We start from the raw sequence: 21,908 nt of genomic DNA, 5'->3' as shown, positions 1-21,908 counted from the left end.
CAGGAGCTGCAGGGCCGGCGGGAGCCACAGGAGCCACTGGGCCAGCCGGAGCCGCAGGAGCCGCAGGAGCTGCAGGAGCGACCGGGGCAACAGGAGCAACCGGGGCAACAGGGGCAACAGGAACGGCGGGAGGGGTATTAGGATTTGCTGATTTCTTTGCTCTGATGCCTCCTGATAATGCGGCAACGGTAGCGCCGGGCACAGATGTAAGCTTTCCTCAAGATGGCCCTACCAGCGGGACAACGATTACCCGGATCGGGCCGAGTTCTTTTAATTTAGCGGCCATTGGGACGTATCAAGTGCTGTTTCAGGTTAGCGTGACCGAAGCCGGACAACTAATCTTGACTTTAAATGGTGCAGATCTCGCTTATACCGTAGTTGGGCGGGCAACAGGTACCTCACAAATCGTAGAAATGGCGATCGTGCAAACAACGGTCATTAACAGTATTCTAACCGTTCGCAATCCTGCCGGAAATGCCGCTGCACTTACGATTACTCCTCTTGCGGGAGGAACAAGACCCGTTTCAGCACATCTTGTTATTACACAATTAGCATAGCGGCTATTTTACGAATAGAGCATAATGAAATTTTGCCACCAGTAGCTTGGTGGCTTTTTTGTGATCACAATAAACCACATGACATTTATGTCACACCAACTCCCATATTGTTAGCTCATTCGATGGGGAATTCCATCTTAGCCTCTTATACTGGAAATATATTGATTCACTTCCGAAAGGGGCTATTCACCAGTGACTGAAGCTATCAAAGCAATTATATTAGGGATTATTGAGGGGTTGACTGAATTTTTGCCGGTCTCGTCTACCGGGCACCTTATCCTGGCAGGGGATCTGCTGAAGTTCGAGGGGGAGGCTGCGGTTACCTTCAAAATCGTGATCCAGCTAGGTGCGGTAATGGCCGTGTTGCTGCTGTATTGGAAGAAGTATGTGAACATCGGGATCAATATGCTGAAGCTGGATTTCTCCAAGAGCAAGGGACTGAACGCCATCCACATGCTCCTGGCTATGGTTCCGGCACTAGTGGTGTATCTGCTCTTCAAAGACACGATCAAGAGCCAGTTATTCGGCCCCAAGCCGGTCCTCATTGGTCTGATTGCCGGTGGTCTCTTGATGATCTTCGCTGCACGCAGCAGGAGATCCGTAACGTCAGAGACGGTAGACGGGATAAACTACAAGCAAGCCTTCGGCATCGGGCTGTTCCAGTGTCTGGCGCTGTGGCCCGGGTTCTCCAGATCCGGTTCGACGATCTCAGGCGGTCTGCTGCTGGGAACCAGCCAGAAAGCCGCTGCGGACTTCACCTTCCTGATCTCCGTGCCGGTGATGTTCGGAGCAAGCCTCCTGGACCTGTATGACAGCAGGGATCTACTCAGTACAGATACGCTGACCCTGATGCTGATCGGATTCGTGACGTCCTTCCTCGTAGCCATGATTGCTGTAGTCACGTTCATCAAGCTGATCAAGCGGCTCCGCCTGGAGTGGTTCGCGCTGTACCGGTTCGTGTTAGCGGGGCTGTTCTATGTAATTGTTATACTGTAAAATCCTGCTCTCAGCCGTATTCCTTAGGCTCCTGCAGCAGGATGGAGAAGGTCTGGGTAACGTGGTCCACTTCAATCGTCTCGATACCCACAAAATCCGGAATTTCAGGATGAACGGCATCCACGCTATATTCAGGATGAGTCAGCAATAATTGAATGACTTTCAAGGCTTCCACGTTGATCTTGATCCCCTTTACAGTAGAATCTAACCCTGTTATAGAGGGGAATCTCCGCCCTCCGGGTCTATAGCGTATTATCCCCGCAGCGCTTAGCGAATATGTCTGTGGATGATATTTCTGTCTTCGTTACGTTCCATAACAGCCATTAATTGCCCCTGGAAAATCCGTCTCTGGATCTGGTCGATCCGCTGCAGCGCGAGGGGAACGGGAACCTGGAACGCTACAGCCAGCTCGGCAACGGCATCCTCACGAAGCTCGGGCAGCGTATTCGCGGAAATCATACTATAGGGCATGGAGGCATACAGAATGAACCGGTCGGATTCATCTCTCTGCGCCTGCGTGAACACTCCGGGCATAAGCGTAGACTTGCCGGCATGCCGCAGCAGATGACAGAGCTCGTGGAGGAATTCCAGCCGCTGCAGCTCGGGAGGGAGGCGGTTGTCGATGAACATACTGTACATTCCGGCCGCAGCCTCAATCGCCTTGCTTCTGACATCCAGATAGTGTACCCAGATATTGAGCTGCTTCGCTATGTAATCAATGGAGATATCGGCCGGCTTGCGGACGCCAATGCGCTGGTATAGATCCTCTGTCCATTTCTCCAAAGCGGTCATCTGATAATAGCCTTGCATAATCAATCACCCCATATATAAGATCGTATGTTCGTGTTATTGGCCAAAAGAAAAGCCCTTAAGGGCTAAGCAGCAGTTCAGCACGTACTCTTCAACGGCTGAAATATGGAACGGGTGTTCCTATGTATGTAAGCATAAAGGAATTACGCCCGAATATCAAGTGTTTTTCCCAAGGTGGGGTGCGTGGCCTGACTCAGCATCTGAACCATATCCTGGGCGCTGCTCTGCGCCTGCTCCTTGGCAAGGCTCATCACCTGCAGCCCTGCGGCCTGCTGTAAGGATGACTGGCTCATCACTACGGATAATGCAGCAATATCCATCCGGCATTCCTCCCTTCATTTGTTGTGAAGCTATTGCTTCATACTCTATATCGACTACTGGACGCCTGTCCGTTAGGTGAAAGGCATTTCTTTGCCAATTGGCCCATGCAACGGGGCGGAATTCCACATATTCTGTGCTGTATTCAATATTCAAGAGGAGGAATTAATTATGGGAGCAGAGTATGGTTGCGGTTGTGGAAATAACGTAGGTGGAGTGAATCAGGGACCTCCAATCGTTCCGGTAGTAAGCCCTTGGACTTCGACAGGTGCCATTCTGGTTCTGTTCATTCTGCTGGTTATCATCACTAAAGCCTGTTTGTTCTAGAACCGCCTATAGCCAGTGTAGCCCTGTCCGGCCTGTGCCGGATAGGGCTATTTCTTTTTCTTCTTATGAGCACGGACCGTTGGCCCGATCTGGCGTTTGATTCTGCCTGTAGCTGCATCGGTTTCAATGATATAGAGCTCCTTGACTGTTCCTGCAAGCGCGAACCATTCCTGTAAGGCTTCAGCTTCGGACATAGGGCCGTACAGCCGTTTGCCCCGATAACAGATATAGAACACTTCCGGCTCTCCATCTAAGTTATATTATCCCATTTCATTCTACGCTTTATCGCAGTGAAATTGAACAACATCCCCCACAGGCCGGCTTATTTGAAAATAAACTCCACACGCGTACCGTCTGCGAACGCCTCCAGCTGATTGCCGACCCAGCTTCCTGCTCCGCGGTTATCACTGGGTGTTATGTACTCAATATGCGCCCCGGCTCCGCCTTCATCACACATGGCCATCGGCCATTCGTCCCGGTCATAGCCTTTCTTCGTGGGGACTCCCTTCAGAGACGCCTTACGGTTCTCCTCCGCCTCCTTGCGGTTGATCGTGCAGATGGCCGACTCTCCCTTACGGATGGCCTTCTGGATGTGCCTCGCGGTCTCCGGGTAGCGGTCTGCCGGGAACTTCAGCTTCACGATCTCCGAAGGATTCGCAGAAGGGGTCTGCGGCAGCCATTGCCCGTTCTCCTCCAGCAGGTAGGCGGCAAGACTGAGCAGGGCAATAATGATGAGACTGATGATGGACTTTTTGGCTTTCATATCTGCTCCTTTGTAAGTGGGTATGGGTATAATGCCTGTGCCCTGAATAGTATAGCGTAAGAATAACGGATTGTGACAGCCCTAATTCTGTGTATTTGCCGTGCTGAAGTTCCATAATTCGTCATAATATGTACAAACACAAGGAAAAGGATGGTGGAAAATGTGGAACAGCGCAACCTCAGGGACCTGCTGGATTCAGCCTCGCGGCTGATTGGTGATGTGCAGTGGCAAGCGGCTTTTCGCAAAATACAGATGTCTCCCGCTGACGCGGAGCTGGGGGCGCCCGCACGGAAGCTACTGGAGACGCTGTACTGGCTGCAGGGCCAGGGAATGATCAGCGGTCAGCATGATTACCTGGAGAGCCCGGATGATATCAACAACAAGCTTAAGAATACGGCTGGCAGCTATGCCGGACTGCACGGCTATGAGATGGGACCGATCAGCAACCAGACGGAGAAGCTCATCAGCAGCCAGCGGCAGGGCGTAACCGACAGTGCGATCCGCTGGCACAAGGCCGGGGGGATCGTAGCGATGACCTATCATGCCAACCTGCCGGGCAGCGCTCCAGCCTGGACGAATGTCTCCATGAGCCTCAGCGAAGCTAACTTCAGCAAGTACATCACACCGGGAACGCCAGAGTATACGGCAATGATTGCTGAGCTGGATAAGGTAGCTGTTTTCCTGAAAAAGCTCAATGACGCCGGTGTTCCCGTACTCTGGAGACCCTACCACGAGATGAACGGCGGCTGGTTCTGGTGGGGGCAAAAGTCCTCCTTCGTCACCCTTTGGGAGATCATGTTCCAGCGGTACACCGTCTATCATCAGCTGCACAATCTGCTATGGGTGTGGAGTCCGAATGCCAAGAACAAGAATAGTGAGGAGCCGGCGAAGTATTATCCGGGCAGCGGCAGAGTGGATGTGCTGGCAGCGGATATTTTCGAGGGGGATTACAAGGTAAGCCATCATGATACGCTCTGGGACCTGGGGCGCGGCAAGCTGATCGCCATCGGCGAGAACGGGGAGCTTCCTCCGCCAGCTGTGCTGGCAGGCACGCAGAACAAATGGAGCTACCAGATGACCTGGGGCAAGATGCTGTACGAGCGCAATAAGGATGCAGTAATTCAGGCTTTTATGAAGAATAGTGCCGTGTTCTCCAGAGATGATTATTCGGCCAAGGCTGCGGCGTATGCTTCTTCAGGAGGGGTACTCCCCAAGCCAGGCCTCTATGGGCAGTATTATAACAATATTACGCTTAGCGGCACGCCTGCCCTCACCCGGACAGATGCCAATATTAACTTCGCCTGGAGGCAGGAGGCGCCTGATCCGGCCGTTCACGCAGATCTGTTCTCCGTACGCTGGAGCGGCCAAATAAGCGCTGCCTACAGTGAGACCTACACGATCTACTCGTATTCAGATGACGGAATCCGGATATGGATCGACGGGAAGCTGATTATTGACAGCTGGATTAAGCAGAGCGGGCAGGAGCGGCAAGGCACAGTGAGTCTGATTGCAGGGAAGCTGCATGAGCTGAAGGTGGAGTACTATGAGAACCAGGGGGATGCGCGGGCGGTACTGATGTGGGAGAGCCCCAGCCAGGCCAAAGGCGTAATTCCGGCAGGAGCCCTCTACCTTCCATAACCAAGTGTAACGAAGCGTCAGATATGCTCGCGGTAGCTGATGTTGTTGGCGATTTTCTCGTCACGGACGGCTTGGCGCAGGATATCCTTGACAGCTTGAACCTTACGGATTCTATAGAAGGGGAGCTGTGGAGATGAAGCATCATCCGACAAAATGATCAGCGTCCCGATACCCAGCATACGCTGCATAACCGACTGAGTGACAGAGAAATCATTCACCCGCAGCAGCTCGATTTCTTCGACATCCTTGCCGATCAGTCCGCTCTTCACCATAATCCGCTGGGACGTAATCGTATACTTGGTGGTATTCAGTCCGATCAGCCCCTTGAGACGGTCGGAGATGCCGGCAGGCTTGCCCTGCCATAATTCTTTTTCGGGACCGGAGCTATGGCCAGCCGCCGGACGGCGTGCTGCTGCCGGAGAACCGGCCTCTTCTGTACCTGCCCCGCATTCCCCGCAGAATTTGGCACCTTCCTTGTATTCCGCACCACATGCTGTGCAATAAGCCATAATAATCTTCCTCTCCTTGAACAGATGAATTCATTATAGTATAACAGGAATTGCCAGTCATCAACGGGTTATGGCCCGCCGTTTCTCCCTATGAATACGCTTAACTGCTGACATATGTTTCATTGCGCCGAATTTTACATTAATTTCATTTGCACTTAACAAAAATCGATATTATTCTGTTAAGTGGAGGGATATTAACTATGAGACAAGCTTTACTTGCAGGACTGCTAGTGGCCGTCATGATACTCAGTGCCTGCGGCAATAACAGTGCTGAACCGGCGTCCCCGGAAGAGGTACAGGAGACGGTACAGAACTTTTACAATGAAATGTCGAAATTCGACGAAATGGGCAAATCCTCGCTAGAGAACTTCAACACCACGCTAACCTCTTATTCCACCGGACAAGCGACAGACAAAGAATTCGAGAAGGCTGTGGACAGCTTCCAGGATACCGCATCTCAGCTTGCAGATCATGTGAACGATATCAAGATTGCGGGTGGCCTGCCGGATACGATCGAGAAGCTGCTTAGAGATTCGGTGATCGCTTTCCAGAGTGCCTATCAGATCAAGGAGAAGGCTTCCAAGGGCGCAGTATCGCCTGATGTGACCGCTGAGGAATTCAACACGATGAATGAGCAGGCGGACATAGCGATGCTCTACGGCATCTCCAAGCTGAATGAAGCCAGAGAAGCCGCCGGACTGATTGAACCGGAGCAAGCCGTACCGGGAACCGTATCAGATGCAGGCACAGATGCCAAGCAGGAACCGGGTGCTGGAAGCGCAGGGACTTCGTCAGTGAAATAAGCAGAGACAAGACTTCTTATACGCCAAAGGATTCAGATGAAGACGCTGTACAGCATTACTGTAGGCGTCTTTTTGCTGCCGATTGAATTATTGGTCCAATCTTTTTGAGAAGTACTTTGGGGCCTCCCTGAAACCTTGTCTTTCATAAAATGTATGAGCCGCTATTCTTCTGGCATGGCAATGAACCTGGATACTGGCACATCCTCTTCGGGTGGCGGAAGCTGAAGCGGATTCCACTAATTCCTGTCCAATTCCCTTACTTCTAGCTGAGGAGTCCACAACCAGATAACTAATGGAGGCGATATCTCCTCTCAGGCCCAGTTGCGGGATATAATGCAGGGAAAGACAGGCGATAACACCTCCTTCCGCTTCATAGACCATTAACTCCTCATTGGGGTCAGCAAGAAGTCTTTCTATATTCTCTTTCATATAAAGCTCGGTATCCGGATAACCTAACTGCGTCAATAGTCTGGAAATACCCTCTCGATCCTCCACATTTGCTGCTCTAATCATAAATATCATCTCCGTCCTTTCTACCCCTTTCCCCTAATGATGGCATCAGATTAGCGAAATTACTAGAACCACAGTATGGCTGTTTCAATGCAGGTGTGGTGCTAGCTCAACCCTTTGTAATGATCAGTTAAAGCCCTCCTTCTGCGTCCTTGACCTGACATTAATTTCTGCTTGCTTAACAAGCTGAATCGCGGATATAATACAAACATACGTTCGGTTTATGAGCGGAAAGATGATGTAGTCCGGGTTATAAACATCAGAGTGGGGGAATAGCAATGGGCAAGAAGCTTGAAGCGGGCGGTCTGCGGGAGAGCAGCCGAATCATGTTGACGGAGCATAAGGGCGGGATCAGGAGGGACGAACGGGAGACCTGGCATAGCCTGAGGCCGGTTCTGGATGAGCAGAAGCTGGAAGAGATTGAGCATACGCTGGCCTTATCGCTGCGGAGTCATGTGCGGGTAACGCTGGTGCTGTATGATCCTCAGGAGCAGGTGAAGCTGAGCGGGTTCGTGACCTCCATTCACACCCACTCGCGGGAATTCAAGCTGCAGTGGGCGGAGGAATGGAAGTGGCTGCTTGTAGATGACATTGTGGAGGCTTATATTGTCTAAAAGGTAAGCTATCTGCCTGGGATCAGCACGGGCACGCTTCATTTACTTGCTGCGGTGTCCATCCGTCTTCTCATAGGCAATCAGCGTGACTTCCGGGTTCCCGGTCATCCGGGCAATCTCCGATTCCGCCTGGCGGATTACCTCCACCACATCCTCCTGATCGCTAAGCGGGGCTATTCTGTAGCTGTCGCTGTGTATCTCCATGTTCATCCCCCTTTTCGTTTGAATGACCTGACTTACGGTCTGTCTTCTTATTCTGGCCTGTAGGCGCACAGTTCATCCGGGGAGATAGGACGCTGCACAGCTTATTTTGTGAAAAAAACGGTCATTGGTGCAAGCAATCCGGCCTAAGCGGGCATTTACTATACCAGGGGGTGAGTAGATGCTTACTTTGGAGCAGGTCAAGCAGAAGTCCGCCGCAAGGCTGGCGAAGCTGCATCCGGCCGTACTGGCCGGGGCGAACGAGCTGATTAGACGGAGCTATAACCGGGGGGTACCGATCCTCATTACGCAGGGCATGCGCACGATAGCGCAGCAGAATGAGCTATATGCTCAAGGGCGAACCAAGAAGGGCGACATTGTAACCAATGCCCGGGGAGGCGACAGCTACCATAATTACGGACTGGCAATAGACTTTGCGCTGCTCCTGCCGGATGGCAGGAATGTGTCCTGGGATATGAAACGTGACGGGGATGGCGACAAGGTGGCAGACTGGCAAGAGGTGGTGCAGGAGGGGAAGAAGCTGGGATTCGAATGGGGCGGGGACTGGACCTCCTTCAAGGATTACGCTCATCTGCAGATGAGCTTCGGCCTTAGCATCCAGGACCTGAAGGCAGGCCGACGGCCCACTGCCCAGCAGAGTGCAGCCGCACTAAGCCGTATAACCGGAGGTGAGCCAGAGGTGAACAAGGATATCCCGGTAAATATTACGCTCAATGGAAAGAAGCTGACGACCGGCGTCATGGACGAGGCAGTAACCTATGCGCCTGTACGAGCGATTGCGGAAGCACTTGGAGCCAAGGTCACGTATAATGCGTCCAGCAAGACAGTGAACATTGTGAAGGAATAACTTCTCTGCATAGATGCTGTCCCGGATGGGGAAATTATCAGCGATTAACCACATCCATGAAGGGGGCACAACATTTTGAACAAGCTGATCACAAGTCTTGCCTGCGGTACGGTCCTGTCCATGAGTCTGCTCGGAGCAGGTGACATCTCCGCAGCAGCGCCGGGCGGTATGACAACTACGACTCCGGGCGTTATGAGCACCACCGCTCCGGGCATGCACAGCACAACGACTGACGGCCGGATGGGCAACATGGGGAATATGGGCAATCTGGATGACCGTATGATGGATAGCCGGGGCAACACCATGATGAATGAGACCAGAGATTCGATGCACAAGACCGAATCCATCATGAAGGACAAAATCCGTACCGGCGACAACAGCTCCGTCTCCCCGCTGTCCAACAATAACACAACGGGCCGCTACCGGGCACAGAGCACGACCACCACAGGCACCAACAACGACAACCGCTCCAACTGGGGCTGGCTTGGTCTCCTAGGCCTCCTGGGTCTGGCCGGCATGCGCAGCAGAACTGGTGAGCGTGACCGCCACTAGTCCGAGCAGCGCACAGCAGAACGGATCTGACCAGATCCGATTCGGTAAGACGAGCAAAAGGCCCGTGTCAGTCTCGGCTGAGCGGGCTGTTTGCTGCGTCTGCAACAATATTAAAAAAAGGAATTGCGTATCCCCCGGATACATGATATTATATTTCTTGTCGCGTTAGTTCGCGCATCATAACATGCCGGGGTGGCGGAACAGGCAGACGCACAGGACTTAAAATCCTGCGAAGGGTGACCTTCGTACGGGTTCGACCCCCGTCCTCGGCATAAATAGCAATAGAGAAAGGCGCATTCTGCTGAATGCGTCTTTTCTATACATACTGATATCGAAAACAAGAGTACAGGATAAAAACAGAATTTAGGATAGAAACAGAGTTCACGATAGAGACAGGAAATTGTGCAATTAAGATAGAATTATGCAGGAGAGGAACTCCGCAGCTCATTGAAGAGATAGAGCGCAACCTTGAAGCCTTGCAGGTAGATGGAGCGCTCAGTAATGACTTGAAGAGAGAACTGCGTGTCTTCATACTGGAAAGCAGAATCCTGCTGGTCCTCGGGTAGGGCGTTCCTAAGCTGGTGGAAGTACTGATCACTTTCTTGCAGCAGCATTTTATATGTAGGATCTATATCCAGCAGTTCCCGGTACATCGCTTCAAAGAGGATGTGGAGCATAACTATACATACATAATAACTAGAGGGGAGCTACGCCTCATGTTGAGAAGCAACTTAAGAATCCTAATGGCCAAACACCGGATCGACGACATCACCGAGCTAATGGAGAAATCAGGCCTGAGCCGGAATTCGATTAACAAACTCTATCGGGAGACGGACTTGGAGACTGTTAAGCTGGAGACGCTGGTCAGGTTATGTGATACGTTTCAGTGTAAGCTGTCGGAGTTGGTGGAGTATGTTCCGGGGGAGTAGGAATCTGGGAGTGGGAGAGTGCCTTTGGGGGTGCTCTTTTTTGTTTGGGGATTGTGTATTTTCTTATTTTCAATAATCATATTGGTGTTGTCCATCAATACTTCCAGTAGACACTGCTTAATGGTTTCAGGGGTTATAGTTAAAGCTGACGGATGGCAACCGCTTCCCACACCTCCCTTCGGATCATACAAAGTTAATAGATCAACTAAGGTGATCTCCAGAGCAATCGATATTTGCTCTAGTATTTTGATCATAGGGTTCTTTTCTCCACGTTCGATCTGCACGATGTAAGATGTGTTTACCCCTGCACTTAGTGAAAGCTGCTCCTGACTGAAACCATTTTTCAACCTTAAAATCCTGATATTTTCCCCAATAGATTCAATGCTGTTCATTTCCCTTCACCCCTAATCAAACGATAGAATTTTTTGGTAGGAGGCTCAACAGGATATAGTACGGATTTAAATGCTTATAGTAGAGAATTGATACGGAGTGTGGTTAAACCGTGGATAAAAGCACTTAAGGTGATTTATCCTGTTACTCCCAAGCGAAACCCATATTTGAATATAGATGCCTCCTCTGAAAATAGCTCCTTCCAAATCTCTATGATTTCAGATACTCTTTTTTCTGCCATGATATAGCCTCTCTATATTCCTTTTCACTTCCTCATCTCCTTCATTTATAAAGTGCTTTGTGTTCAACCATAAGTTATCTATACTGGCTAAATCCACGTTGTATACTCTATAAAGAATAACGTTTTCATTGATGGCGGATTTGATAGAGTGTGTTGCTTAGCTAGGTCAAGCATGTATTTTTCAAGGTTCGTGAAGAGTTGCAAACGGGGAATCAAAGCAATGCCATTCTTTTTCCCCCAGGTAGGTGAAAAAGAATGGGTTCAATTGAAAGCGATATCAAATTATACTTACCTTGTAACAAGGACAGCAAGACAGATAAGAGAGAAAAAACGCAGAGGTGATGGAATGGAATACGTGGAGAAAATTATGACGCTGATTGCCAATTCTGGAGAAGCTAGAAGTAAAGCGATGGAAGCGATTCAAGTGGCGAAAACTAATGATTTTATTGCGGCCAAAAAAATGCTGCAGGAAGCTTCGGATGTTTTGCGAATGGCTCATAAAATTCAAACGGGTCTAATTCAGGAGGAAGCAGGAGGAAGTAAGCAGGAGATCACGATTCTAATGATACATGCCCAGGACCATCTGATGAATGCTATGACTGTCAAAGATCTGGCTGCAGAATTTATTGAATTGTATGAGGTTAACAAGAAATAGATAGTCAGGATCATTCGGGGTTAGCCTTATGCGATAGCTAAAGGCTCCCTAAACATTTTAATGGGGGGTCAGGTATGAACGGATTTTTAGGGATATTACAGAAAATGGTCGTTCCGCTTGCAGCGAAATTATCTTCGAACAAAGCTTTGCAATCGGTTTCTAAAGGTCTTATGGGTTTGATGGTAATCATGATGATGGGTGCTTTTTCAACGATATTGAGCAGTTTGCCATTCGATGCTTATCAGAACTTTTTAGTGTCTTCTAATTTAAAAGGAGTATTTAACACTCTGCTCAACGTTACAACAAATATGCTGGGGGTATACGCAGCATTTTCCATTGCTTATTCCTATGTCTCAAATGAAGATAAAGATGGATTCTCAGCAGGTGCAATCAGCCTCATGTGCTTTTTTATCGTTACTCCATTGACAGTCGCAGGAGAGGGCTACATGGCAGTTACGAATTTGCCGTTGGATTGGATAGGGCCAAAGGGCTTATTCACCGCAATGATCGTCGCTATTGTAGTTTCCAAATTGTATGTATTGATTATTAACCGGAATATAACGATTAAAATGCCTGAAGGGGTTCCGGAATTTGTATCCAAATCCTTTGTAAGCATTATTCCAGGTATTGTTATTGGCATCCTTTTTGCCGCTATTTCTTATCTGCTATCCTTAACCAGCTTCGGGGACATGCATCAAATCATTTATAAACTGATTCAAATTCCTCTTACAGGTCTTGGATCCAGTATCTGGGCTGCATTGCTGGTTTATGTATTGATTGGGTTGTGCTGGTTCTTCGGGGTTCATGGCATGGCAGTGATGTCAGTGGTGATTCCTATCTGGGCGGCACTTGATGCCGAGAATATGGTTGGTGTTGCTGCAGGCATGGCCAATGCGGATTTGCCCAATATTGTGACTCTTAACTGGGTAAGTGCAGTGGCTACTATCGGTGGTGCCGGTTCAACTATAGGTTTAGTGATTTGGCTGACCTTTAAAGCTAAATCAAAGCAATATAAAGTATTTGGCAAAATGGCGCTCATTCCTTCTCTCTTTAATATAAATGAACCTGTTATCTTCGGGCTTCCTGTAATGTTGAACCCGTTACTGTTTATTCCATTTGTATTTACTCCTGTATTGCTAATCGGGCTGGCATACATTTTAGTTACGATCGGAATATTGCCAATTTCGAATGGAATCGGGGCGCCCATGGGCACACCATTAGTGCTTCAAGGCTTCTTTAATGGAGGCTGGAGGTTAGGGTTGTACCAGGTGTTCGGAGTCCTGCTGTCATTGGTCATATACTATCCGTTCTTTAGAATAATGGATAAAAAAGCTGTTGAAGAAGAATCCGCTGCTGAGATGGCAGCTCAATAAGGTCTACATGTGAGTGATGATAAGTGGAGGGAGGTGGGGAAATGAATAAAATAGGCGATATTTATGCTAATAAATTCGAAAATTTTATTTTCCCATTTTTTTGGATGCATGGAGAGTCAGAAGAAGTACTAGTGGATTACATGCAAAAAATTCATGACAGCCATATTGGTGCGGTGTGTCTGGAATCAAGACCTCATCCGGATTTTATGGGTGACAGATGGTGGGCTGATCTGGATATTATCATTAGAGAAGCCAAACGGTTGAATATGAAGATTTGGATACTGGATGATTCACACTTCCCGACAGGCTATGCGAATGGTCTGGTTAAGGAGAAGTATCCCGACAGGCTAAAAACACTCTTGACACACCGGGTTGTCGAAGTCTTTGGACCCAAGGATAGCATCGGGGTTATGACAGCCAATATATTCGATCCCACTGCCCGATTAATCGCTGTTTACGCCAAGCAAGACGATAAAATCATTGATCTGAAGGATCAAATCGATGATGAGATAATTTACTTTAATATTCCCGCAGGTTCATGGAAAGTATATCTACTCTATGAGTCCAGGAAAGTGGATTATAATCCGGATTATATTAATATGGTGGACAAAGAATCCTGCGATGTATTAATTGAAGCGGTATATGAGCCACACTACCAACGGTATAAAGAAGAATTCGGGAGAACAATTGCGGGATTCTTCTCGGATGAGCCTGGATTTATGAATGAAAAAGGAGTACGGAATGACAGCAGGATTGGTAAATTAATGCCGCTTCCCTGGAGCAGGCAGGTTAAAGAAATGTTGCAATTAAGATTGGGTAAGGATTACCTGCTGCAGTTATCCTCTCTGTGGTATGACGAAACATGCAGTCCTGAAATCAGACATGTCTTTATGGATATCTGTACCACACTGTACAAAGAGTGCTTTAGTGATAACTTGGGGAATTGGTGCAGGGAACGCAATGTTGAGTATGTGGGCCATGTTATTGAAGACCGTGATTCCAATGCCAGACTTGGTGTGGGTGCCGGGCATCTGTTCAGAGCGATGGCGGGGCAGGATATGGCGGGCGTCGATGTTGTGCTGAATCAACTGATTCCGGGAATGGATTCTGGTGAACATCCTACATTCAGAGGTACGTGGGACAGCGAGTTCTTCCATTATGCCTTAGTGAAGATGGCCTCATCTCTAGGGGCAATTGATCCCAAGAAGAAAGGCAGAACGATGGCAGAAGTATTTGGCGCTTACGGCTGGTACGAGGGCGTGAAGATGATGAAGTGGATCGTGGATCATTTCTTAATCCGCGGAGTGAGTTATTTTGTTCCACATGCCTTCTCACTGAAAGAATTTCCTGATATGGATTGCCCTCCACACTTCTATGCCAATGGAAATGATCCTCAATTCAGGTATTTCGGTGATTTAATGAAATATGTCAATAAAATGAGCACACTCTTCAGTGGAACGAAAGGAAAACCGACTGCGGCCATTCTATATCATGCGGAGGCTGAATGGACTGGAGACTTCATGCTGACGCAAAAACCGGCAAGGGTACTGACCCAGCAGCAGATTGACTTTCATATTTTACCTAATGATGTCTTTACATTCAAGGATAGCTTTCTTACCGTATTAGATAACTATCTGCATGTGAATGGCTATGAGTACAAGTGCTTAATCCTCCCTTATTGTGAATGTATCAGTGAGGAATTGGCTCAATTCATTATTGCTTCCGCAAATTCTCATCTGAGAATTATCTGCATAGATGCATTGCCTAGCAAACTATTTAATAGCAGCAATACAGATTTACTCAATCAAATGTCTCATGTGGAAGTGGTAAAACTGGATGAGCTGTCTCATTACATGAAAGCCAATCAGTTACACCATATTGAGGCGGCAACTTCCGAACCCTATTTGAGATTTGCTTCTTTTGCCCATGAGGACGGAGAGTATTTAATGTTCTTTAATGAGGATCCGTTGAATATGATTCAGACCTCAATTAAGATTGAATCGGATAAGCCCATATACAAATTTGATGTTCTTAATAATAAGATCACCAAAGTGGAGTATGACGGCAAGAGCTTCCCGCTTGTATTGTCTCCATACGAATCATTTGTCTATGTGTTGGGAGAGATTGATGCAAGTATTGTAGGTACAGAATTTATAATTGGTCATAAAGTGAAGGTAGTTGACTCACCCTATAAGGTAAGTATTGCAAATGCTCAGGAATATCCTGATTTTAGAGAAGCGTTCACCATGGAGCAGCTGGAGAATTTATCATTAACCAAGTACTTGCCTAAATTCTCGGGAACATTCAGATATGAAACTGAAGTCCAATTGGATCAAGATATTAATGCAGTCATTCTGGACTTGGGAAGAGTGTTTGAAGTAGCTGATGTCACTATAAACGGCACATTTATTGGCACCAGGATCTGTCCACCTTATCATTTTGAAGCCCACAATATTCTTAAATCAGGAATGAATACAATATGCGTGGATGTAACGAATACGTTGGATAAGCAGCTTAGGGATTACTTTTCTTACGGTGAAGAAATTCAGCCTTCGGGATTATTGGACAATATTGTTATCAAATATTAAGGAGAGTTCTAATGACAACTATTAAGTTATTTTGCTCGGCAGGGATGTCAACAAGCATGCTGGTTACCAAAATGAGAGCAGCGGCAGCGACTATAGGATTGGAAGTTAATATTGAAGCGATGTCGGAAGGCCAGATGTCCAAACAATTAGAGAACATGGACGTAGCGTTATTAGGTCCGCAAATAGGCTTCAAATTAGCAAGTTCTAAGAAGCTATGTGATTCTGTAGGAATACCTGTTGCGGTAATCCCCACTATGGATTATGGCATGATGAACGGTGAGAAGGTTTTGGATTTTGCATTAAAGCTAATCGAAGATTACAAGAAATAAATGGAAGTTAGAGGTGTTTGCAATGAACGAAAAAAACAAATTTCCTGAACACTTTCTCTGGGGAGGAGCAATATCGGCCAATCAGACGGAAGGTGCCTATAATATAGGCGGGAAAGGCTTGTCGACAGCAGATGTACTGGAGAATGGTATTATGGGCAAAATTCCGGAAAAACTGTCCGTTGTTGAAGGAAACATATATCCCTATCATGAAGCTATTGATTTCTATCACCGATATAAAGAGGATATTGCCTTGTTTGCTGAGATGGGCTTTAAGTGCTTCCGAATGTCAGTAGCCTGGTCAAGAATTTTCCCGAACGGTGATGAGAGCGAGCCTAATGAGGAAGGCCTGAAGTTTTATGATGATGTATTTGATGAAATCTTAAAGTACAACATTGAACCGATTGTAACCATTTCACATTATGAGATGCCGCTCAGCTTGGTTGACAAATATGGAGGCTGGAGAGACAGGGCAATTATAGGCTACTACGAAAAGTATGCCAAAGTCTTATTCAGAAGGTATGGAAAAAAGGTGAAGTATTGGATCACCTTCAACGAAATCAATGTAATAGCACATGCTCCTTTTGCCGGTGCAGGAATCATTTATGCAGAAGGGGAGCATAAGGAACAGATTAAGGCACAGGCCGCGCATCATCAGCTGGTTGCCAGTGCGCTTGCGGTTAAGGCTTGTCATGAAATTATTCCTGATGCTAAAATCGGAGGCATGTTGGCAGGAATGGTGTCTTATCCCTACACCTGCAATCCCGACGATGTCTTTGAATCCATGAAATTCGATAGAGCTTCACTGTTCTACAGTGACGTTCAAGCCAGAGGATATTATCCGAGTTACATGAATCGTACGTATAAAGAAAATAATGTGAGCCTTAGAATGGAATCGGATGATTTAGGCATACTGTCGGAAGGAACCGTTGACTTCATCGGCTTCAGTTATTATATGAGCTTGGTCATTACCACATCTAAGGAAGATTTGGATCGAGCTGATGGTAATCTCGTACTCCAAGCTGTTAAAAACCCTTATTTGGAATCTTCGGATTGGGGATGGCAGGTCGATCCAAAGGGCCTGAGAATTTTAATGAACACCTTATATGACCGTTACCAAAAGCCGCTGTTCATTGTTGAAAATGGCTTGGGTGCAGTAGATGAAGTAGAAGAAGGTAATGTAATCAACGACGATTATAGAATTGATTATTTACGCAAGCATATTGTGGAAATGAGAGAAGCCATCGCAGATGGAGTTGAACTGCTTGGATATACGACATGGGGACCTATCGATCTTGTAAGTGCCTCATCGGGTGAAATGAAGAAACGTTATGGATTTATCTATGTGGACAAAGATAATCAAGGACAAGGTACAATGGCGAGATTTAAAAAGAAAAGCTTCGAGTGGTATAAACAAGTGATTGAATCCAATGGAGAAATACTTTAATTGTTTAATCAAGTAGTGGGCCTCTAGTTAGGAGAGATCCACTACTTTTTTACAATGCCGCCCAGTCCCGATAATTGTAAAACCGGGGTAGGCTAAGGGAAGAGTGAGGCAAGATAATATGTTGCAAGGAGGGATAGTTATGGATGCACGGCAAACGACGATCCTCCGACTACTGCTAGCTGCGGATGCTCCGCTTAATGGTAAGTTTTTAGCGGAAAGAAATAATGTTACTTCCAGGACTACCCGGAGCGATATCCATTCCCTAAACCGTATTTTGAAACAACATGGCGCAGAGGTTGAGCCAGTCCACGGGATAGGGTATCAGCTCCGAATTCAAGATGATTCGCTGTTTCGCGAATGGTTGGCAGGTCAACTTCGGGATGAGAAGCCCGTTAATTATGCAAATCCAGATAACAGAGTTAACAAAATTATACATCTGATGTTTACTGCTAATGGGTACATTCGCTCGGAAGAATTGGCAGATATGATGTATGTTAGCAAATCCACCTTGCAGAACGACCTCAAGGAGGTTAAAAAAAAGCTTGAACTTTACCATATTACGGTTGAAGCAAAACCTCATCACGGGCTAAGAATAAGGGGTGATGAAATGAAAATACGGTTTGGAATGTCTGAACTTTTATTCGACCGCGAGAACATTCATTCCGATTCTATGTACGTTAATTTGTTCTCATTTCTAGAAAATGATCTTACCGTCATTCGATCTTCGGTCACAAAGCACGTACAGAACTACGGTGTAGAGTTGTCGGACACCGGACTCAACAACCTGATTATTCATATTGCCATTGCTTGTCAACGGATTAAAAATAATCATAATATCATTGAATTACCGGGTGAGCATCATTTCATGGAACAAAAGCAGGAATACGAGGCTGCCAGAACCATCGTTACTGACATTGAAAAGTTATTGTCTCTAAAATTTCCAGAGACTGAGATAACGTATATCACAATGCATCTGCTTGGTACCAAACTGTTATCCGCAGTGGGAACGGATGAACGGGAGATTACTCGTTGGGTGGATAAAGATACCTATCAATATGCAATGGATATTATGAAGGCTATCGAGTCCAAGCTTAAGCTTGGCATAAGCGGTGATCCAGAACTGCTGAAGAGTCTGTGTCTACACCTTCGGCCTGCTCTTAATAGAATTCGCTATGGAATGAGCTTGCGTAATCCAATGCTGGAATCCATCCAATCGACCTACCCATTAGCATTTCAAGGTGGAGTAATCGCTGGAATGGTTATTCAACAGAAGATGGGGCGTCATGTTTCTGAGAATGAGATTGGTTACCTGGCATTGCACATTGGAGCGGCTATGGAACGCAGGAGGGAATCTTATCCACCGAAGCGCTGTATCATCGTGTGTAGTTCTGGTGTGGGCAGTGCCAGATTATTATTTCATAAATTGCGTATTCAATTTGGAGTTCGGCTGGATATTGTCGACACGGTCGGATATTATAAGCTGGCTCACACGGATCTGGATAACATTGATTTGATTATCAGTACGGTTCCCATAGCTCTTGATATCTCTGTTCAGGTCATTATTGTTAATTCACTGCTTGGAAATAGTGATTTAATGAGGATTGAACAGGCTATTACAGGTGTTTCTGATAACGATATGGAGTATCTACAGGAAGATTTAACATTTATATCCTGTGATTTCAATTCTCGCGAAGAGATTTTACATTTCCTTTGTGATCAGTTACAGCACAAGGGGCTGGTTGGACCGGATTTTTATGATCTTGTTGTGCAGAGAGAAGAGGTGACACCAACTTCATTTGGGAATAGCGTAGCTATCCCACATCCTATTTTACCTCAAACTGAACATACTTTTTGGGCAATCTGTACACTGCAAAAGCCAGTAAACTGGGGATCAAAACCTGTACAATTCATCTGTTTGCTGTGTATCGCAAAAGATGGCGAGGCAGGTGATTTGACTACTATGTATGATCTTCTCGTCCGAGTAGTGGATGATGCTAATCTGGTTCAGAAATTAATTAAATGCCAAAATTATCAGCAAATCCATCATATATTCCGGACAAAATCCTAACTAATTATTGAGGAGTGAAGAGACTAATGGAACGTGATATTCGAAAGATAGTAAGTAACATGACCCTAACCGAAAAAGCGGAGCTGTGCTCGGGGTCCAACTTCTGGTCAACAAAAGCCGTAGACCGATTGGGCATTCCATCTATTACATTAACCGACGGTCCGCATGGTCTCCGCAAGCAGGCTGGAGAACCGGATCATCTGGGACTTAATGAGAGTGTGCCGTCTACCTGCTTCCCTTCCGCTGCTGGTCTGGCGAGCTCCTGGAATCGTGATCTGGTACAGAGTGTAGGTGAAGCCATCGGCAAGGAAGCACAGGCTGAAGATATAGCGGTCGTCCTTGGACCTGCCGTCAATATCAAGCGTTCCCCACTCTGCGGACGTAATTTCGAATATTTCTCGGAGGACCCTTACCTGACGGGAGAACTGGCTGCAGCACACATTGCAGGAGTGCAAGGCCAGGGAGTAGGCACATCCCTGAAGCATTTTGCCGTCAATAATCAGGAGCATCGGCGGATGACAACAGATGCCATTGTCGACGATCGTACATTAAGAGAAATTTATCTGACCGGTTTTGAAAAGGCGGTAAAGCAATCTCAGCCCTGGACGGTGATGTCCTCTTATAACAAGGTCAACGGAACGTATGCCTCCCAAAATGAAACCTTGCTGACCACGATTCTGAAAGAAGAATGGGGACATGAAGGCATCGTGGTCTCCGATTGGGCTGCGGTTAGTGAAATTGTGCCAAGTGTTGTAGCCGGTATGGAGCTGGAGATGCCTTCTTCTAACGGCGAAGGACCTAAGCAAATTATAAAAGCTGTAAATCAAGGAGAATTATCAGAAGAGAAGCTTGATCTGGCTGTGGAAAGGCTCTTGAATGTCATCTTTAAAGCAGCCGATTCCAGGCGTGAGGGTACTAGTTATGATCGGACAGCCCATCATAAGCTGGCGAGAAGGGTTGCGGGAGAATCAATGGTCTTGCTCAAGAATGAGGATCAAGTTCTCCCATTGAGAAAAAGTGGCCGGATTGCGGTTATCGGTGATCTTGCTACGAAGGTGAGATATCAAGGTGGTGGCAGCTCTCATATCAGACCGACACAGTTGGACAGTATTTATGAACAAATTTCGATATCCGCAGGGTCTGAAGCTTCGATCTCTTTTAAGCAGGGTTACGATCAGGGCTCAGATGATGCGAACCCGTCTTTGCTGGATGAAGCAGTGAAGGCTGCAGAAGCTGCAGATGTGGCCGTACTAGTAGTAGGTTTGCCAGACCGCTATGAATCAGAGGGGTATGACCGTTCGCATTTGAATATACCGGTCAATCAGCAGGAGATTATTTCTGCCATTGCTGCAGTTCAGCCTAACGTGGTGGTGGTTCTATGCAACGGAGCACCTATTCTCATGCCGTGGTTGGGTGAGGTGAAGGCTGTTCTGGAAGGTTATTTAGGTGGTCAGGGAGCTGGTGGAGCCATCGCTGACCTGCTGTTTGGAGATGTCAACCCGAGCGGCAAACTGGCGGAGACATTCCCGCAATCCTTGAAGCATAATCCGTCCTATTTATTCTTCCCTGGCGATGGAGACCGTGTCGAATACCGGGAAGGGGTGTATGTCGGTTATCGCTATTATGACATGAAGGATATTGAACCTTTATTTCCTTTCGGTTACGGCTTAAGCTATACCCGGTTTGCATACTCCGGCTTAACAGTGAGCCAGACGGAAATTAAGGATACCGAAACGCTCACCGTCACCGTAAATGTGAAAAACACGGGTTCTATCTTTGGCAAGGAAGTGGTGCAGTTGTACGTTCATGACTGTGAGTCTGAGGTTAGCCGCCTTGAGAAAGAGCTTAAAGGCTTCGCCAAAGTAGCTCTTGAACCGGGAGAAGAAACAACCGTTTCGTTCACCTTGGACAAGCGCAGTTTTGCCTACTACAGTGTTGAACGTACAGCATGGCATGTGGAGAGCGGAGAATTCGATATTCTAATAGGCTCCTCTTCGCGGGACATCTCGTTGCAGACGAAGCTCCATGTGGTATCCACTTCAGAGGAGATCGTGCCGACATATGACCGGAATACTGCCCTTGGTGAATTGCTTTCGAATCCGAAGACGTTAGCAGTCTTGGACCAACTTCAAGGATTGGCTCCACAGAGTGCCGAAAGTGCATCCTCTGACGCCATTTCTAGGGAGATGATACAGGCCTCAATGAAGTATATGCCTCTGAGGGCATTAATTCCGTTTACAGGTGGAGAACTTACGGAAGAGGCATTGTCCATGCTGCTTGTGCAGCTTAACGCAGTAGTACGTCAATAAGCATTGCTACCCGGACGGTCCATGATGCCAAAGGAGAGTAGAGATTCCAGTAACTCCTCAACGTTCGACAAAAAGATAATTATTCATTACAATGAGAATGATTATCATATAGAGAA

Annotated in this window: 25 protein-coding genes, 1 tRNA gene and 1 pseudogene; 17 read left to right on the top strand and 10 right to left on the bottom strand. The window is 47.1% G+C overall.

The genetic code is table 11. The annotated features are described in order from the left end of the window. Both C173_RS09065 and C173_RS09060 read left to right on the top strand, forming a co-directional pair. Positions 1-557, top strand: a pseudogene (locus C173_RS09065) (collagen-like protein); the annotation flags it as partial. A gap of 192 nt (positions 558-749) precedes the next feature. Further along, the gene (locus C173_RS09060; RefSeq protein ID WP_036724204.1) at positions 750-1,553 is read left to right on the top strand and encodes an undecaprenyl-diphosphate phosphatase; all 804 of its coding nucleotides are present in this window, start codon (positions 750-752) and stop codon (positions 1,551-1,553) included. 10 nt (positions 1,554-1,563) lie between these two features. Here the strand turns inward: C173_RS09060 and C173_RS34205 are convergent, their stop codons facing one another. The 3 genes from C173_RS34205 to C173_RS33595 form a co-directional block, all read right to left on the bottom strand. Next, positions 1,564-1,728 (bottom strand): hypothetical protein, encoded by a 165-nt coding sequence (locus tag C173_RS34205; RefSeq protein ID WP_155991360.1) that lies wholly within the window; start codon positions 1,726-1,728, stop codon positions 1,564-1,566. A 92-nt stretch (positions 1,729-1,820) separates the two neighbouring features. Then, positions 1,821-2,363, bottom strand: coding sequence for an ImmA/IrrE family metallo-endopeptidase (locus tag C173_RS09055; protein ID WP_036724201.1), 543 nt, complete (start codon positions 2,361-2,363; stop codon positions 1,821-1,823). Between the two features lie 143 nt (positions 2,364-2,506). After that, positions 2,507-2,683 (bottom strand): YjfB family protein, encoded by a 177-nt coding sequence (locus C173_RS33595; protein ID WP_076076056.1) that lies wholly within the window; start codon positions 2,681-2,683, stop codon positions 2,507-2,509. Between the two features lie 169 nt (positions 2,684-2,852). On the opposite strand from C173_RS33595, the gene C173_RS34200 reads away from it, so the two are divergent. After that, positions 2,853-3,008, top strand: coding sequence for a hypothetical protein (locus C173_RS34200; RefSeq protein ID WP_155991357.1), 156 nt, complete (start codon positions 2,853-2,855; stop codon positions 3,006-3,008). A gap of 47 nt (positions 3,009-3,055) precedes the next feature. On the opposite strand, the gene C173_RS09050 is transcribed toward C173_RS34200, so the two are convergent. Together C173_RS09050 and C173_RS09045 are read right to left on the bottom strand one after the other, a co-directional pair. Further along, positions 3,056-3,244 carry a hypothetical protein gene (locus C173_RS09050; RefSeq protein ID WP_036724199.1) on the bottom strand — a complete coding sequence of 63 codons (189 nt, stop codon included), beginning with the start codon at positions 3,242-3,244 and terminating at the stop codon, positions 3,056-3,058. An 86-nt stretch (positions 3,245-3,330) separates the two neighbouring features. Beyond that, positions 3,331-3,771 carry a NucA/NucB deoxyribonuclease domain-containing protein gene (locus C173_RS09045; protein WP_036724196.1) on the bottom strand — a complete coding sequence of 147 codons (441 nt, stop codon included), beginning with the start codon at positions 3,769-3,771 and terminating at the stop codon, positions 3,331-3,333. Positions 3,772-3,933: 162 nt separating this feature from the next. Between C173_RS09045 and C173_RS09040 the strand changes: the two genes are divergently transcribed. Then, positions 3,934-5,409, top strand: coding sequence for a glycosyl hydrolase (locus tag C173_RS09040; RefSeq protein WP_036724193.1), 1,476 nt, complete (start codon positions 3,934-3,936; stop codon positions 5,407-5,409). Between the two features lie 17 nt (positions 5,410-5,426). Here C173_RS09040 and C173_RS09035 read toward each other — a convergent pair whose 3' ends face one another. Continuing rightward, a complete protein-coding gene (locus C173_RS09035) occupies positions 5,427-5,918 on the bottom strand; it encodes a PH domain-containing protein (RefSeq protein ID WP_036724191.1) in 492 nt (163 codons plus the stop codon). 200 nt (positions 5,919-6,118) lie between these two features. On the opposite strand from C173_RS09035, the gene C173_RS09030 reads away from it, so the two are divergent. Then, a complete protein-coding gene (locus C173_RS09030) occupies positions 6,119-6,721 on the top strand; it encodes a hypothetical protein (protein ID WP_036724189.1) in 603 nt (200 codons plus the stop codon). Positions 6,722-6,808: 87 nt separating this feature from the next. Here C173_RS09030 and C173_RS09025 read toward each other — a convergent pair whose 3' ends face one another. After that, entirely contained in the window at positions 6,809-7,234 is a 426-nt protein-coding gene (locus tag C173_RS09025) for a GNAT family N-acetyltransferase (protein WP_036724186.1), read from the bottom strand. A gap of 275 nt (positions 7,235-7,509) precedes the next feature. On the opposite strand from C173_RS09025, the gene C173_RS09020 reads away from it, so the two are divergent. After that, positions 7,510-7,845 carry a YolD-like family protein gene (locus tag C173_RS09020; protein WP_036724184.1) on the top strand — a complete coding sequence of 112 codons (336 nt, stop codon included), beginning with the start codon at positions 7,510-7,512 and terminating at the stop codon, positions 7,843-7,845. A 42-nt stretch (positions 7,846-7,887) separates the two neighbouring features. On the opposite strand, the gene C173_RS34635 is transcribed toward C173_RS09020, so the two are convergent. Next, positions 7,888-8,049 (bottom strand): hypothetical protein, encoded by a 162-nt coding sequence (locus tag C173_RS34635; RefSeq protein WP_200869526.1) that lies wholly within the window; start codon positions 8,047-8,049, stop codon positions 7,888-7,890. A 178-nt stretch (positions 8,050-8,227) separates the two neighbouring features. Here C173_RS34635 and C173_RS09010 point away from each other — a divergent pair, with 178 nt between their 5' ends. From C173_RS09010 to C173_RS09000, 3 genes are all read left to right on the top strand, one after another. Continuing rightward, complete coding sequence (locus tag C173_RS09010; RefSeq protein WP_036724183.1) at positions 8,228-8,914, top strand: M15 family metallopeptidase; 687 nt, start codon at positions 8,228-8,230, stop codon at positions 8,912-8,914. Between the two features lie 75 nt (positions 8,915-8,989). Beyond that, positions 8,990-9,466 (top strand): WGxxGxxG family protein, encoded by a 477-nt coding sequence (locus tag C173_RS34930; RefSeq protein ID WP_051477936.1) that lies wholly within the window; start codon positions 8,990-8,992, stop codon positions 9,464-9,466. A gap of 186 nt (positions 9,467-9,652) precedes the next feature. Further along, positions 9,653-9,738: transfer RNA gene (locus C173_RS09000), tRNA-Leu, on the top strand. 147 nt (positions 9,739-9,885) lie between these two features. Here the strand turns inward: C173_RS09000 and C173_RS08995 are convergent. Beyond that, positions 9,886-10,080: a hypothetical protein gene (locus tag C173_RS08995; RefSeq protein WP_235191834.1), complete on the bottom strand. Its 195-nt coding sequence runs from the start codon at positions 10,078-10,080 to the stop codon at positions 9,886-9,888. Positions 10,081-10,182: 102 nt separating this feature from the next. On the opposite strand from C173_RS08995, the gene C173_RS33590 reads away from it, so the two are divergent. After that, positions 10,183-10,395, top strand: a complete 213-nt coding sequence (locus C173_RS33590; protein WP_076154267.1) for a helix-turn-helix domain-containing protein — start codon at positions 10,183-10,185, stop codon at positions 10,393-10,395. Here C173_RS33590 and C173_RS33340 read toward each other — a convergent pair. Continuing rightward, the gene (locus tag C173_RS33340) at positions 10,350-10,787 is read right to left on the bottom strand and encodes a helix-turn-helix domain-containing protein (RefSeq protein ID WP_063830898.1); all 438 of its coding nucleotides are present in this window, start codon (positions 10,785-10,787) and stop codon (positions 10,350-10,352) included. The two genes, C173_RS33590 and C173_RS33340, sit on opposite strands and share 46 nt — an antisense overlap. A gap of 585 nt (positions 10,788-11,372) precedes the next feature. On the opposite strand from C173_RS33340, the gene C173_RS08985 reads away from it, so the two are divergent. From C173_RS08985 to C173_RS08955, 7 genes are all read left to right on the top strand, one after another. Next, a complete protein-coding gene (locus C173_RS08985; protein WP_036724220.1) occupies positions 11,373-11,681 on the top strand; it encodes a PTS lactose/cellobiose transporter subunit IIA in 309 nt (102 codons plus the stop codon). 74 nt (positions 11,682-11,755) lie between these two features. Continuing rightward, positions 11,756-13,054, top strand: a complete 1,299-nt coding sequence (locus C173_RS08980) for a PTS sugar transporter subunit IIC (RefSeq protein WP_036724179.1) — start codon at positions 11,756-11,758, stop codon at positions 13,052-13,054. Positions 13,055-13,095: 41 nt separating this feature from the next. Beyond that, positions 13,096-15,642 carry a glycoside hydrolase family 2 gene (locus C173_RS08975; RefSeq protein WP_036724178.1) on the top strand — a complete coding sequence of 849 codons (2,547 nt, stop codon included), beginning with the start codon at positions 13,096-13,098 and terminating at the stop codon, positions 15,640-15,642. 11 nt (positions 15,643-15,653) lie between these two features. Continuing rightward, complete coding sequence (locus C173_RS08970) at positions 15,654-15,971, top strand: PTS sugar transporter subunit IIB (protein ID WP_036724176.1); 318 nt, start codon at positions 15,654-15,656, stop codon at positions 15,969-15,971. Between the two features lie 22 nt (positions 15,972-15,993). Next, positions 15,994-17,415, top strand: a complete 1,422-nt coding sequence (locus tag C173_RS08965) for a 6-phospho-beta-glucosidase (RefSeq protein WP_036724174.1) — start codon at positions 15,994-15,996, stop codon at positions 17,413-17,415. Positions 17,416-17,554: 139 nt separating this feature from the next. Then, positions 17,555-19,483 (top strand): BglG family transcription antiterminator, encoded by a 1,929-nt coding sequence (locus C173_RS08960; RefSeq protein ID WP_036724171.1) that lies wholly within the window; start codon positions 17,555-17,557, stop codon positions 19,481-19,483. A gap of 26 nt (positions 19,484-19,509) precedes the next feature. Further along, positions 19,510-21,792, top strand: a complete 2,283-nt coding sequence (locus C173_RS08955; protein WP_036724170.1) for a glycoside hydrolase family 3 C-terminal domain-containing protein — start codon at positions 19,510-19,512, stop codon at positions 21,790-21,792. The last annotated feature ends 116 nt before the right edge of the window (positions 21,793-21,908 follow it).

Origin of the sequence: Paenibacillus sp. FSL R7-277 (assembly GCF_000517965.1) — a bacterium.
Lineage (GTDB): Bacteria > Bacillota > Bacilli > Paenibacillales > Paenibacillaceae > Paenibacillus_AQ > Paenibacillus_AQ silagei.
Note: the sequence above shows the minus strand (reverse complement) of the source record. Positions and strands in the feature narration are given on the sequence as shown.